This is a genomic window from Pantoea sp. PA1 (genome assembly GCF_056856975.1).
Window position 1 is genome coordinate 1,820,344 of record NZ_JBXGEE010000001.1, and the last position, 13,997, is coordinate 1,834,340.

The window sequence follows — 13,997 nt, forward strand, 5'->3', positions numbered from 1 at the left end:
CGCCGTTAACTCAACTATGACGTACCGCGCGCAAAAATTCCTGGCGGGTATTCTGACTGGACTTGAACAGGCCGCCCAGTGAGGTGGTGGTGGTCGCGCTGGTGGCATCCTTCACGCCGCGCGCTTTCACGCAGTAATGCACCGCATCAATGGAAACGGCCACGTTGTTGGTGCCGAGCAGGGTCTGCAGGGCAACCAGTACCTGCTGTGTCAGACGCTCCTGCACCTGCGGGCGCTGTGCAAAGAACTGCACGATGCGGTTGATTTTCGACAGGCCAATTACCTTATCTTTGGGAATATAGGCGACGGTCGCTTTACCATCGATAATCACAAAGTGGTGTTCACAGGTGCTGGTCAGGGTGATGTCACGCACGGTCACCATCTCATCCACCTTCATCTTGTTTTCAATGACGGTGATTTTCGGGAAGTTGGCGTAATCGAGACCGGAAAAGACCTCATCCACATACATCTTCGCGATGCGATGCGGGGTTTCCATCAGGCTGTCATCTTCAAGATCCAGATTCAGCAGCTGCATGATTTCGGTCATGTGCCCGGCAATCAGGCTCTTGCGCGTGTTGTCATCAATGTCGCGTGTCGGGGCGCGTAATGGCGTTTCCAGGCCACGCGCCAGCAGCGCTTCATGAACCAGGGCAGCTTCCTGACTTAGGGTGCTCATCGTACTCTTCTCCGGCTGGGTGTTGCGCCCGTCGGCTGTTGCGGCGGGCCCTGTAATCAGGCGCGTATTGTGAAACTTTCTTTGCGGGGAATCCAGCAATCAATCAGATTGGTGAAGAAAGCGTTTATCGGCTCCGCCGCCAGACCAGCAGGCCCGCCCAGATGAGGCTCGCGCCAGCCACCCACAGGGCGGGTTCCAGCCGGTGTAAAAAGGCGGTGGAGAGAAACGAGAGCAGCGGGCCCACCAGTTGTCCCACGGCATAGCCGGTGGTCAGCAGGCCAGCCATATAGCGCAGATGACTGGGGGCCAGCTCACGCGCGCAGAGCAGCGACAGCTGCACCACGCTGAGAAAGCCGCCGCCGACCAGTAATGCGCCCACCAGCAGGCCGCTGAAGCCCGGCAGCAGCGCCGCCGCAAAGACTCCTAACGCCTGCGCCCAGAGCACCAGCGCCAGACGGACGTGGCTGCGCCCCCGGTTGCGCGTGAGGATGCCCAGCAGGATCCCTACCATCGCTGCGCCACCAAAAATCGGCCAGACAAACTGGGCGAATGCGCCATCCGGAAAACGTGCGGCAGCCATCTGCGACAGGAAAGTCGCAGGCAGGATATAGCCAAAGCCCGCCAGACTGTAGCTCAGCACCAGCCGTTTAAGGTTGCGGTCCAGCACCAGCGGCTCCGGGGCCTGATCGGGGCGATGCAGCTCGCCACGCCGGGGCAGATTACGGGCAATCAGCGCCACCAGCAGCAGCGCCAGTGCGCCATAGGCGGCCCAGGCCAGCCCCGCAGAGACCTGCAGCGTGTGCAGCGCCACCCCCAGCAGGCCGCTGACAAAGATGCCGCAGCCTGGCCCGGCAAACACGGCCGCCGACAGCCCCGCCCGGCCATGGCGATGCAGCTGTTCATTGCTCCAGGCGGCCACCAGCACCATCGCCCAGCCACTGGCCCAGCCGATCAGGAAACGAATGGCCCCGTGCAGCCACGGCCCGCTGGCCCAGGCCGAGAGCAGCGTCAGGATCACCGCGCCCCATATGCCCGCCGTCAGGCGCAGCTCCACCCGCTTGTGCGCCCGCATGGCATCGAACGAGCCACAGAGATAGCCAAGATAATTGAGTGCGGCCACCAGGCTGGCGCTGGTGAGGGTCAGCTGGTGCGCCTGAATCATCAGTGGCACCTGCGGCGTAAAGGCAAACCGGCCAATACCCATCGCGACAAACAAAGTTAAAAACGCGCTGAGCGCGACGCGTAACGCCATGGCTGAACTCCTGTGGTTTCGGGCTGGGATCTTTTCTGACTTGCTAACAGCTTGCAGGATGTTTACACTCACGAAAAGTGAATAATCATGACCAACTTGTTTACAGGAAGAGAAGATATGGATTTAGTACAACTACGTATGTTCTGTTCCGTCGCCGAAACGGGTTCCCTGGCACGCGCCGCCGAACAGCTGCACCGCGTCCCCTCTAATCTCACCACGCGGCTGCGTCAGCTGGAAGAAGAATTGGGTGTGGACCTGTTTATTCGTGAGAAGCAGCGCATTCGCCTGTCACCGATGGGCCATAACTTCCTTAATTATGCGCAGCGCATTCTGGCCCTGAGCGAAGAAGCGCTGAGCATGACCCGCACCGGTGAACCGGCGGGTAACTTTGCGCTCGGCTCGATGGAGAGCACCGCCGCCACCCGCCTGCCCGGTTTACTGGCTGCCTATCACCAGCGCTTTCCCGGTGTTGCCCTCTCGCTGATTACCGGCACCTCGGGCGAAATTATCGATCGGGTGCGTGAAGGCACCCTGGCGGCTGCGCTGGTTGATGGCCCGGTGGCGCATGATGACCTGAACGGCTGCATCGCGTTTCGCGAGGAGATGGTGCTGATTACCGGGCTGGATCATGCCCCTATCACCACCGCCCGCGACGTGCAGGACGATACCCTGTTTGCTTTCCGCAACAGCTGCTCCTACCGCGTTAAGCTGGAGAGCTGGTATCGCGACAGCCAGACCGCGCCGGACAATGTGATGGAGATTCAGTCCTATCACGCCATGCTGGCCTGCGTGGCGGGCGGTGCGGGCGTCGCCATGATCCCGGCCTCGGTGCTGAAACAGATGCCGGACCGTTCACGGGTGCAGGCGCACACCCTCCCCCCTGCTTATCGCAATACGGCCACCTGGCTGATGTGGCGACGGGACGCCTTTACTCCCAACGTGGAGGCGCTGAAGTACCTGATTATCGAAAAATTTGACGATCGGCCGCTCAATGATGAGCTGATCTACCCCTTACAGGCGGCGGAATAAGCGTTCCGCGCTATGTTTAAGAGCCTGGCTCTGATTAATCACGACCACCTGGCGCCACCGTGCGTCACAATCTGACTGGAAGAGGGATTGCATGAAAATGATCAAAACCCGTGCCGCCGTTGCCTGGGCTGCTGGCGAACCGCTGAAAATTGAAGAAGTGGATTTGATGCCACCGCAGAAAGGCGAAGTCCTGGTGCGTATCGTCGCGACCGGCGTCTGCCATACCGATGCCTACACCCTCTCCGGCACCGATCCGGAAGGCGTCTTCCCGGCGATCCTGGGCCATGAAGGCGGCGGCATCGTGGAAGCCGTAGGTGAAGGCGTGACCAGCGTGGAAGTGGGTGACCATGTCATCCCGCTTTACACTCCGGAGTGCGGCAAGTGTAAGTACTGTCTGTCGGGTAAAACCAACCTCTGTCAGGCGATCCGTGCAACCCAGGGTAAAGGTCTGATGCCGGATGGCACCACCCGCTTCTTTAAAGATGGCAAACCGATTTTCCACTATATGGGCACCTCGACCTTCTCGGAGTACACCGTCGTTCCGGAGATCTCGCTGGCTAAAATCAGTAAAGAAGCGCCGCTGGAAGAAGTGTGCCTGCTGGGTTGTGGCGTCACCACCGGCATGGGCGCGGTCATGAACACCGCCAAAGTGAAAGAAGGCGACACCGTGGCGATTTTCGGCCTCGGCGGCATTGGCCTGTCGGCCGTTATCGGTGCCAAAATGGCGAAAGCCGGCCGCATCATCGCCATCGACATCAATACCAGCAAATTCGACCTGGCGCGCAAGCTGGGCGCCACTGACCTGATCAACCCGAAAGATTACGATAAGCCGATTCAGGAGGTGATTGTTGAGCTGACCGATGGCGGCGTGGATTTCTCCTTTGAATGTATCGGCAACGTCAACGTCATGCGTTCCGCGCTGGAGTGCTGCCACAAAGGCTGGGGCGAGTCCGTGATTATCGGTGTGGCCGGTGCCGGTGAAGAGATCTCTACCCGTCCGTTCCAGCTGGTGACCGGGCGCGTCTGGCGCGGCTCCGCCTTCGGTGGCGTGAAAGGCCGCTCACAGCTGCCGGGTATCGTGCAGGATTACCTCGACGGTAAATTTGCCCTGAACGACTTCATCACCCACACCATGCCGCTGGAAGAGATCAACGACGCCTTTGATTTAATGCACGAAGGAAAATCGATCCGCTCGGTTGTGCATTTCAACAGGTAATCAGGAGGCGTTATGGCATCCACTTTGGAGCTACTGGAAGAACACCGTATTTTTGGCGGCTGGCAGCAGCGCTGGCGTCATGCGTCGGCCGTGCTGAACTGCCCGATGACCTTCAGCATCTATCTGCCTGAACCGCAGGGCGATGCGCCGCCACCGGTGGTCTGGTTTCTGGCCGGGCTGACCTGCAACGATGAGAACTTCACGACCAAAGCGGGCGCGCAGCGGGTGGCGGCGGAGCTGGGTCTGGTGCTGATTATGCCGGACACCAGCCCGCGCGGCGATGAGGTGGCCAACGATGAGGGCTACGATCTGGGTCAGGGAGCGGGATTTTATCTCAATGCCACCCAGCAGCCCTGGGCCGCGCATTTCCGCATGTTCGACTACCTGAGCAGCGAGTTACCTGCGCTGATTGCGGATAACTTTAAGGTCAGCGACCGTCAGTCGATCATGGGTCACTCCATGGGCGGACACGGCGCGCTCATGCTGGCGCTGCGTCTGGGCAACCGCTTTGCTTCGGCGTCGGCTTTCGCACCGATTGTAAACCCGATGCAGGTGCCGTGGGGTCAGAAAGCGTTTCAGGCCTATCTGGGCGATGACCCGGCGGCCTGGCGGGAATATGACAGCTGTCAGCTGATGGCGGAGGTGGCGCATCGTCTGCCGATCCTGATCGACCAGGGCGACAGCGATCAGTTCCTGGCCGACCAGCTGCAACCGGAGCGGCTGGAAAGCGTGGCCAGTGAGGTGGGATTCCCGCTGACGCTGCGCATTCAGCCGGGCTATGACCATAGCTACTTCTTTATCGCCAGTTTTGTGGAAGATCATCTGCGCTTCCACGCGCAGCATCTTCTGGCGTAAAAAGTTCAGGGCCGCAACTGCGGCCCTGAACTTTTTTGCACGATGCCGGGCCGGTAACGACCCGCCGTTGTGTCAGACCAGCGCCGGACCGGTCAGGCCATCAATCATCACCTGCGGAATGCCGCGCGAGCAGTGCTCGATTCGTCCATCGACGCCATAGACTTTCGCCAGGGTCGCGGGCGTAATTACCTTATCCGGCTGCCCCTGCGCCACCAGTGCCCCCTGTTTCAGCATCAGCGCATGCTGCGCATGACGCAGCGCAATATTGATATCATGCACCACCACCACCGTGACGATGTTGCGCAGGGCGGTTTCGCGCCGCACCAGATCCATCACATGAAACTGGTAGTTGAGATCCAGCGCGCTCAGCGGTTCATCCAGCAGCAGCAGCTCAGGGCGACGGATCAGCGACTGTGCCAGCCCGACTAACTGCTTCTGTCCGCCGGAGAGCTGGTCGAGATAGCGCATCGCCAGATGGGCAATACCCAGCTGCTCCAGCAGGTGCATGATTTCGGCTTCACTGCTGGCGCTGTGGAGGCCGCCGGAGGCGCGCTGTGCCACAATGATCGACTCCAGCACATGCAGATGCACGCCCGCAGGCAGGGACTGCGGCAGATAGACCACGTTCTTCGCCCGGCGGGCAAACGGCTGAGTCATGAGATCCTCGCCGTTGAGCCACATTTCGCCCTGCCCTTTGTTCAGTCCGGCCAGGGCCCGCAGCAGTGTCGATTTGCCGCAGCCGTTGGGCCCCAGCAGCACGGTGATCTCCCCACGCGGCAGCGGCGCCACGTTGAGATTCTCAATCACCTTATGTTTTGGGTAACCGGCACTGAAGCCGCGTAACGTCAGACCCTGTTCCATCACACTGTCCCCCGGTGACGCAGAATAATACTCAGGAAGAACGGCACGCCAATCAGTGAGGTGACGATGCCGACCGGGATGATCACGCCCGGAAGCAGGTTTTTCGACGCGACCGAGGCCAGCGACAGCACCAGGGCACCTACCAGCGCGCTGGCTGGCAGATAGAAGCGGTGATCTTCACCAAACATCATGCGGGCAATATGGGGAGCGACCAGGCCGATAAAGCCAATCGGGCCGACAAAGGCCACGGCCAGCGCCGAGAGAATACTGATGCGCAGCAGCGTCGCCAGACGCAGACGACGCACGTCAATGCCAAAGCTGACCGCCCGATCCTCACCCAGCCGCAACGCCGTCAGCTTCCAGCTGCTCATCATGGAGAACGGTACCAGGATCGCCAGCGCCACGGTCAGGACGCCCAGCTTCTCCCAGGAGGCGCGCGCCAGGCTGCCCATGGTCCAGAAAACCAGCCCCTGCAGGGTATCTTCGCTGGCGATGAACTGCATCATGGAGACCAGCGCGTTGAAGGTAAAGACCAGTGCAATGCCGAAGAGCACCACGCCCGCCGAGGAGACCTGGGTCCAGCGGGTGATGCCGTCCAGCATCAGGGCGGCAAACAGCGCAAAAACGAAGGCGTTGGCGGAGATCAACCACTGGTCAGGAATGCCGGGGATGCCGATGCCGAGGATGATGGCCAGCGCGGCACCAAATGCCGCCGCCGAGGAGACACCGAGGGTAAAGGGGCTGGCCAGCGGGTTATTCAGAATGGTCTGCATTTCTGCGCCCGCGAGGCCGAGCGACAGGCCCACCACAATCGCCATCAGGGCATAGGGCAGACGGATGTCCCAGACGATGACGCGGGTTCCGGCGTCGACACTGTCGGGACTGAGCAGCGTATTCCACAGCGTCTCCAGCGAGAGGCCGGCCGGACCCAGCGTGAAGTCGAGGACCAGCGAGGCAATAATGGCCAGCAGCAGCACGCCGATCCAGATGACGCGGCGACGCAGCACCAGGTGGTAGCTATGCATGCTGTGCTGACGCGTCTCTTCTCCCGCCAGCAGCGAAGTTTCGGTAGTCATGTTTTAACCCTGTGTGGCTATCCTGTCAGAAAACGCAGCCACAATAGTGCAGGTGATAATAATTATCAATTCGTGATGGGAAGCGAGGCGTGAAAAAAGGGTAAAAAACGGTGTTGCAGGCGGGAGAATGGCTCAGGGAGCCTGTGCCTTTCGCAAAGACGCAAAATCCGCCATCCCTGGCGGGCTCAGCGCGGACCATCCCTGGCCCGCTATGCTTTGCTACAGGCACAGGCTCCCATCGCTTCACGATTCCTGCGGCCTGCCAGAACTGCGGCAGGCACCGTGCGCAGGAGTCAGCGCACAGAACTAATCTTTATGAACCGGGAACTCCATCTCGCTGTACTTCACGAAACGGCTGCCGCGCGTCAGCTTGTAGCCGAACCAGATGATCAGGAACAGCGGAAGGCCGATGTAGGTGGCCGCTACGCTGTACCAGTCGATGGTGTCGTTGAGAAACGCCTGATAGTTCTGACCCAGCGTGATGATCAGGCAGAGCACAAAGGCGAAAATCGGACCCAGCGGGAAAAAGCCGGAGCGGTAAGGCAGCGCGTTCAGGTCACGTCCCTGAGCAACATAGCCGCGACGGAAGCGGTAGTGACTGATCGCGATACCGAGCCAGGCGATAAAACCGGTCATGCCTGAGGTATTCAGCAGCCAGAGGTAAACCTCCTGATTGCCAAATTTCGAGGTCAGGAAGCAGAGTCCCGCCACCACCGTCGTCGCCCAGAGTGCATTACGCGGCACGCCGCCTTTAGAGAGTCTGGCGAAAATCCGCGGCGCTTTGCCTTCACAGGCCAGGTTGTAAAGCATACGGGTTGAGGCGTACATGCCGGAGTTTCCCGCCGACAGCACGGCCGTCAGGATCACCGCATTCATCACCGCCGCCGCTGACAGCAGACCGGCATTCTGGAACACCAGGGTGAACGGGCTGACGCTGATATCGTTGATGTCATTGTGCAGCAGCTTGGGATCGGTGTACGGCAGGATCAGGCTGATAATCAGAATCGCGAAGACGTAAAACAGCAGGATACGCCAGAAGATCTGCCGCACCGCACGCGGGATATTTTTTGCCGGATCTTCAGATTCGCCCGCCGCGATACCGATCAGCTCGGTGCCCTGGAAGGAGAATCCCACAATCATCGCCACGCCGATCATCGCCGCAAAACCGCCCGCAAACGGCGCTTCGCCCACCTGCCAGTTATGCCAGCCCGCGTGTTCTGCACCGCGCATAATGCCGGTGATCATCAGCACGCCAACCACGATAAAAATCACCACGGTGGCCACTTTGATCAGCGAGAACCAGTATTCCGCTTCACCAAAGCCTTTGACGGAGATGTAGTTGAGCAGGAACATCAGGCCCAGGAACAGCGCGCTCCAGATCCAGCCTGGCGTGTCGGGGAACCAGTAATTCATCACCAGCTGTGACGCCACCAGATCAACCGCGATGGTCACCGCCCAGTTGTACCAGTAGTTCCAGCCGAGTGCGAAACCAAAGCCCTCTTCGACATATTTTGCGCCGTAGGTGGCAAACGAACCGGACACGGGCATAAATGCCGCCAGTTCACCCAGGCTGGTCATCAGGAAATAGACCATCAGACCGATGAGCATATAGGAGAGAAGTGCTCCGCCGGGTCCGGCCTGAGCAATAGTGGCACCCGATGCGACAAACAGGCCGGTTCCGATGGAGCCGCCGATGGCGATCATAGTGAGATGGCGTGCTTTTAGTGCACGCTGTAACGCAGGTTGTTGTGTTGTATTTGAGTCATTATGCATGTGTAAACGCTACGAAGGGTAAAAATGAGGCGAGATTGTAGCAGCCAGCTCGCCTCTGTATAGCGGAGCCACGCTGTTATTAGTTAAGTTCATGATCGCGCCCGAATTATTAGCGGTCACTCACGGCAGTAGGATAAAAAGCGCGCCAGCGCTTTGGAAATATGCTTCTGTCGGTGATGGATGCGATAGAGCGTCCGGGTCAGGCGCGGCAGCGGAATCGCCAGTTCGATCAGCGTTCCCGCCTCCAGCAGATCGGCGATCACCCGGCGCGACAGGCAGCTGATCCCCATGCCGTGGCGCACCGCATGTTTAATCGCTTCAGAGTTGCCGAGCTCCATCCCCAGCTGAAAGCTCGGCAGGTGAGACAGCAGCAGATAATCGACGATTTCACGGGTGCCGGAGCCGCGTTCGCGCAGGATCCAGGGGGCGTCCGCCAGCGTTTTCAGGGTGACCGGCTGCTGCAGAACAGGCGCATCCGGCGCGGCAAACACCACCAGCTCATCCTCCAGCCAGGGTTCACTGACCAGTTCGGTCATATGGCACGGCCCCTCAATCAGGCCGACATCGACGCGGAAGTCGGAGACCGCCTGAATCGCATCCTGACTGTTGCCTACGCTCAGCTCCAGCGGCAGGCCGGGAAAATCGCGTCGCCAGGCCGCCATCATGCCCGGCAGCAGATAGTTACCGATGGTGCTGCTGGCGAAGATGCGGATGGCCCCGTTGTCCTCTTTGAACAGCTGCTCAATCTCCCCCGCCTGCTCCAGCAGACCCACAGCGCGGGGATAAAGCAGGCGGCCATGTTCGTTCAGCACCAGTCGTTTACCGACCCGATCAAAGAGCTGAACCCCAAGCTGACTCTCCAGATCGGCCAGCGCCGCGCTGACCGCCGACTGCGACAGCGCCAGCAGCTGCGACGCCTGGGTCGTCGAGCCACTCTTGAGCACTTCGGTAAAGACTTCGATTTGCCGCAGCGTAATGTGCATCGTCGATCCTTAAGTCTGTTAATGTCTGACGAGATAGATGATCAGCGCCAGCCAGATCAGCCCCACTACCACCAGCCAGCCTGCGATTTTTTTGCCGCGGGAACGCCGTGATGCGGCCCTTTCGCTGCTGCTGATGCGCACCTCACGCGGCAGCAGGCGCAGCAGCAGCATAACACCGGTCGGAATGATGACCGCGTCATCCAGCAGTCCCACAAACGGGATCACATCCGGGATGAAATCGATCGGGCTGACGCCATAGGCGACCAGGCCCAGCATGCCCAGCTTGTTCCACCAGGGCGTGCGCGGATCGCGAAAGGCGAACCAGAGTACCAGCACATCCCTCTTGATCAGCGTTGCCCAGCGGCGCAGACGCAAAACGCTCATAATGTCGGCCTTATCGTTTATTCCGGTTGATTATAAATATATTATCAATTTCACTTTTAAGCCAGTGCGCGCCATGATCGACACTCACTGAAGAGGAGTGACCCTTATGGCCGAACTGAGCATCGTTAAAACGCACTATCCCGTTGTGCGCCTGTTTCCCGGTCTGCTGCTGACCGCCGCGCTCGCCGCTGCGGCGAACTGGCTGGCGCAACAGCCGTTGATCGCGGGGCTGGGACTGGGTTCACTGACGCTGGCGATCATGCTGGGCATCGTGGTCGGGAATAGCGTCTGTTCCCCTCTCTCATCACACTGCGACAGCGGCGTCGCGCTGGCGAAGCAGAAGCTGCTGCGGCTCGGGATTATCCTGTTTGGCTTTCGTATTACTTTACAGCAGATTGCCGATGTCGGCGTCAGCGGCATCCTGATCGATGCGCTGACGCTGAGCAGCACCTTCTTTATCACCTGCCTGCTGGGTATCCGGTTACTGAAGCTGGATCGCGAAACCGTCTGGCTGATTGGCGCAGGCAGCAGTATCTGCGGTGCGGCAGCGGTGCTGGCGACCGAGCCGGTGGTCAAAGCCGCGCCGTCGAAAGTCGCGGTGGCCATCGCGACCGTGGTGCTGTTCGGCACGCTGGCGATCTTCATCTATCCCCTGCTCTGGCCGCTGGCGCATCATCTGTTTCCGGCTCTGAGTGCTGCACAGTTTGGCGTTTTCACCGGCTCCACGATTCATGAAGTGGCGCAGGTGGTAGCAGTCGGACACAGTATCAGCCCGGAAGCCGAAAACAGCGCGGTTATTGCCAAGATGCTGCGGGTGATGATGCTGGCCCCGTTCCTGCTCTGCCTGGGGACGATGCTGCGCGGCGGGCGTCAGGGCCGCGCCCGTCAGCCGGTGACCTTTCCCTGGTTTGCCTTACTGTTTATTGCGGTCGCGCTGTTTAACTCGCTGCAGCTGCTGCCTGCGGCGCTGGTGGCCTCACTGAATCAGCTGGCTGGCCTGCTGCTGGCGATGGCGATGGCCGCGCTGGGCTTAACCACCCGTTTCAGCGCGCTGCGTGAAGCGGGCGTTAAACCCCTGCTGCTGGGTGCGCTGGTCTTTGGCTGGTTAATCGCAGGCGGTGGCACGATCAATCTGCTGGTGCAACATTTCATGGGCTAACCGCATCGGGTATCATGCCGTTTCATCCGTGCATAGCCCCAGGAGAAAGGCATGAAATATATTGGCGCACATGTCAGTGCGGCAGGGGGGGTGGATCAGGCCGTGATCCGCGCCCATGAATTAGAAGCCACCGCCTTCGCCCTCTTTACTAAAAATCAGCGTCAGTGGAAGGCCGCCCCGCTGACCACTGAGGTCATTGATGCTTTTCGCGCCGCCTGCGAGACTTATCACTTCACATCCCAGCAGATCCTGCCGCACGACAGTTTTCTGATTAACCTGGGCCATCCGGTTGAGGAGGCGCTGGAGAAATCCCGCGCGGCCTTCATTGATGAACTGCGGCGTGCTGACCAGCTGGGGCTGACGCTGCTGAACTTCCACCCCGGCAGCCATCTGCATCAGATCGATGAGGAGAGCTGCCTGAAGCGCATCGCCGAGTCGATCAATATCGCGCTCGACCAGACGCAGAACGTTACCGCCGTCATCGAAAATACGGCCGGTCAGGGCAGTAATCTGGGCTTCCGGTTCGAGCATCTCGCCACCATTATTGAGCATGTCGAAGACAAATCGCGTGTCGGGGTCTGCATTGATACCTGCCATGCGTTTGCCGGCGGGTATGATCTGCGAACCGAGGCAGACTGCGAAGCGACCTTTGCCAGCTTTGAGCGCATCGTCGGTTTTCACTATCTGCGTGGCATGCACCTGAACGACGCCAAGAGCGCCTTCGACAGCCGCGTTGACCGCCATCACAGTCTGGGAGAAGGAAATATCGGCAGGACGGTGTTCAGCTGGCTGATGAAAGATCCCCGCTTCGATGGCATCCCGCTGATTCTGGAAACCATCAATCCCGATATCTGGAAAGATGAGATTGCATGGCTGAAAGCCGAACAGCAGGGATAGAAAAAGGAGCCTGAAGGCTTTCCAGACGGTGATGACATCAAAGCGAGGGAAGCAGGTACCTTATCAAAGCAAACAGGGAGCCATCTGGCTCCCTGTTTATTTCACTTCCGCGTATCAGGCTTTCGCCAGCTGCTCTTCCGGACGTTTCAGTACCGCGTAGCTCAGACCCGCAATCGCGGTGCCGATGACGATCGCCATCAGATAACCGAGTACCGGGGTAATCGCGCCAGGGATCAGCAGAACGAACAGCCCACCGTGCGGCGCCATCAGTTTTGCGCCAATCGCCATGGAGATGGCACCGGTCACCGCGCCACCCACGATGCAGCAAGGCAGAACACGCATCGGGTCGCGGGCCGCGAACGGAATCGCACCTTCAGAGATAAAGCAGAGACCCAGAACCAGCGCCGCTTTGCCCCCTTCCTGCTGACCTTTGTTGAACTTACGACGCGCAACCAGCGTGGCCACACCCATCGCCAGCGGTGGCACCATGCCTGCGGCCATGATGGCGGCCATCGGGGCATACGTCTGCGAGCTCAGTAAGCCAACGCCAAACGCGTAAGCCACCTTGTTCACCGGACCACCCATGTCAGTACACATCATGCCGCCCAGAATCGCGCCCAGCAGAACCGCGTTCGCGGTGCCCATGTTCGCCAGCCAGTGGGTCAGACCATTCATGATGCCCGCAACCGGTTTGCCTACCACGTAGATCATCAGCAGGCCGGTAATCAGACTGGCAAACAGCGGAATAATCAGTATCGGTTTCAGCGCTTCCATACTCTGCGGCAGTTTAACTTTGCCGCTGATCAGCTTCGCCGCATAACCGGCAATGAAGCCCGCGATAATGCCGCCTAAGAAGCCGGCGTTGATGCTGGTGGCGATCATCCCGCCAATCAGACCCGGGGTCAGACCCGGACGGTCAGCGATGGAGAAGGCGATAAAGCCCGCCAGTACCGGTACCATCAGGGCAAAGGCGCTGCCACCACCGATTTGCATCAGGGCAGCCGCCAGCGTGCCCGGCTCTTTAAATGCGGTGATACCAAACGCAAATGAGAGTGCGATGCTCAGACCGCCTGCGACCACCATCGGCAGCATATAGGAGACACCAGTCAGCAGATGACGATACGCCCCTGCGCCGCCCTGCTTTTTCTCCTCTTCTGCGCTGGCGTTACTCTGTCCGCTGGCAGCCGCTTTATAAGGCTTCGCTTCGGCTACCGCTTTATCCAGTTCCTGGGCGGTTTTCTTCAGCGCCAGTCCGGTTGAGGTGCGGTACATCGGCTTACCGGCAAATTTCGCCAGGTCGACTTCGATATCGGCGGCCACGATCACCAGATCGGCTGCCGCCACTTCTTCCGGGGTAATGGCATTACCGGCCCCGACTGAACCGCGGGTTTCAACTTTCACCCACCAGCCGCGACGGGTTGCTTCGGCCTGAATCGCCTCTGCCGCCATAAAGGTGTGCGCCACGCCGGTCGGACAGGCGGTAACGGCAACCACACGTTTCTGCGCGCCAGCCTGAGCCGGAGCCGCAGCAGATGCGCCCGCCGGTGTCGCCACCGCAGCCTGCGACTGCCAGGTCTTGGCTTCTGCTTTCGCGCGGTTCAGGAAGGTTTCCGGCTCACGGACGGCCAGCTGGACATCGCCCTGCCAGAGCGCTTTGCCGTTCAGCGCCGCGTCGTCCGGCACGTTTTTACCCAGCACAATCACCAGTTCAGCATCGGCAGGGTTTTCAGTCAGGGTCAGGCCCGCAGCAGCTGCCGTAGCAGCCAGGCGCTGTTGCGCCATGTAAGCGGAAGCCAGTCCCAGTGTAGGGTCTTTTATCAGCAGCGTTTTCATTAT

At 59.8% G+C, this 13,997-nt stretch carries 13 protein-coding genes; 5 read left to right on the top strand and 8 right to left on the bottom strand.

Translation table 11 applies throughout. The features are described 5' to 3' along the window. Positions 1-10 precede the first annotated feature (10 nt). Together folE and AC1V0D_RS08860 are read right to left on the bottom strand one after the other, a co-directional pair. Positions 11-676: a GTP cyclohydrolase I FolE gene (folE, locus tag AC1V0D_RS08855; protein WP_009089168.1), complete on the bottom strand. Its 666-nt coding sequence runs from the start codon at positions 674-676 to the stop codon at positions 11-13. A gap of 124 nt (positions 677-800) precedes the next feature. Further along, positions 801-1,928 (bottom strand): YbfB/YjiJ family MFS transporter, encoded by a 1,128-nt coding sequence (locus AC1V0D_RS08860; protein WP_167428780.1) that lies wholly within the window; start codon positions 1,926-1,928, stop codon positions 801-803. Positions 1,929-2,045: 117 nt separating this feature from the next. Here AC1V0D_RS08860 and ptrR point away from each other — a divergent pair, with 117 nt between their 5' ends. The 3 genes from ptrR (at position 2,046) to fghA (ending at position 5,028) form a co-directional block, all read left to right on the top strand. After that, the gene (gene ptrR / locus AC1V0D_RS08865) at positions 2,046-2,957 is read left to right on the top strand and encodes a putrescine utilization regulator PtrR (RefSeq protein WP_033736177.1); all 912 of its coding nucleotides are present in this window, start codon (positions 2,046-2,048) and stop codon (positions 2,955-2,957) included. A gap of 91 nt (positions 2,958-3,048) precedes the next feature. Further along, positions 3,049-4,173, top strand: coding sequence for an S-(hydroxymethyl)glutathione dehydrogenase/class III alcohol dehydrogenase (locus tag AC1V0D_RS08870; protein ID WP_009089162.1), 1,125 nt, complete (start codon positions 3,049-3,051; stop codon positions 4,171-4,173). A gap of 12 nt (positions 4,174-4,185) precedes the next feature. After that, positions 4,186-5,028, top strand: a complete 843-nt coding sequence (fghA, locus tag AC1V0D_RS08875) for an S-formylglutathione hydrolase (protein ID WP_046102229.1) — start codon at positions 4,186-4,188, stop codon at positions 5,026-5,028. A gap of 72 nt (positions 5,029-5,100) precedes the next feature. Here the strand turns inward: fghA and AC1V0D_RS08880 are convergent, their stop codons facing one another. From AC1V0D_RS08880 to AC1V0D_RS08900, 5 genes are all read right to left on the bottom strand, one after another. Then, complete coding sequence (locus AC1V0D_RS08880; RefSeq protein ID WP_046102230.1) at positions 5,101-5,889, bottom strand: ABC transporter ATP-binding protein; 789 nt, start codon at positions 5,887-5,889, stop codon at positions 5,101-5,103. Continuing rightward, positions 5,889-6,965, bottom strand: a complete 1,077-nt coding sequence (locus AC1V0D_RS08885; protein WP_154927621.1) for a FecCD family ABC transporter permease — start codon at positions 6,963-6,965, stop codon at positions 5,889-5,891. Before AC1V0D_RS08885 ends, AC1V0D_RS08880 begins: the two co-directional genes overlap by 1 nt. 306 nt (positions 6,966-7,271) lie before the next feature. Next, positions 7,272-8,738 (bottom strand): amino acid permease, encoded by a 1,467-nt coding sequence (locus AC1V0D_RS08890; RefSeq protein ID WP_265138851.1) that lies wholly within the window; start codon positions 8,736-8,738, stop codon positions 7,272-7,274. 116 nt (positions 8,739-8,854) lie between these two features. Continuing rightward, the gene (yieE, locus tag AC1V0D_RS08895; RefSeq protein WP_482907270.1) at positions 8,855-9,721 is read right to left on the bottom strand and encodes a DNA-binding transcriptional regulator YeiE; all 867 of its coding nucleotides are present in this window, start codon (positions 9,719-9,721) and stop codon (positions 8,855-8,857) included. Between the two features lie 18 nt (positions 9,722-9,739). Then, complete coding sequence (locus tag AC1V0D_RS08900; RefSeq protein ID WP_046102233.1) at positions 9,740-10,105, bottom strand: YkvA family protein; 366 nt, start codon at positions 10,103-10,105, stop codon at positions 9,740-9,742. A gap of 106 nt (positions 10,106-10,211) precedes the next feature. Between AC1V0D_RS08900 and AC1V0D_RS08905 the strand changes: the two genes are divergently transcribed. Further along, positions 10,212-11,264: a YeiH family protein gene (locus AC1V0D_RS08905; RefSeq protein WP_482907271.1), complete on the top strand. Its 1,053-nt coding sequence runs from the start codon at positions 10,212-10,214 to the stop codon at positions 11,262-11,264. A 51-nt stretch (positions 11,265-11,315) separates the two neighbouring features. Then, positions 11,316-12,161: a deoxyribonuclease IV gene (gene nfo / locus AC1V0D_RS08910; protein ID WP_482907272.1), complete on the top strand. Its 846-nt coding sequence runs from the start codon at positions 11,316-11,318 to the stop codon at positions 12,159-12,161. A gap of 114 nt (positions 12,162-12,275) precedes the next feature. On the opposite strand, the gene fruA is transcribed toward nfo, so the two are convergent. Continuing rightward, positions 12,276-13,994 carry a PTS fructose transporter subunit IIBC gene (fruA, locus tag AC1V0D_RS08915; protein ID WP_482907273.1) on the bottom strand — a complete coding sequence of 573 codons (1,719 nt, stop codon included), beginning with the start codon at positions 13,992-13,994 and terminating at the stop codon, positions 12,276-12,278. Positions 13,995-13,997 lie beyond the last annotated feature (3 nt).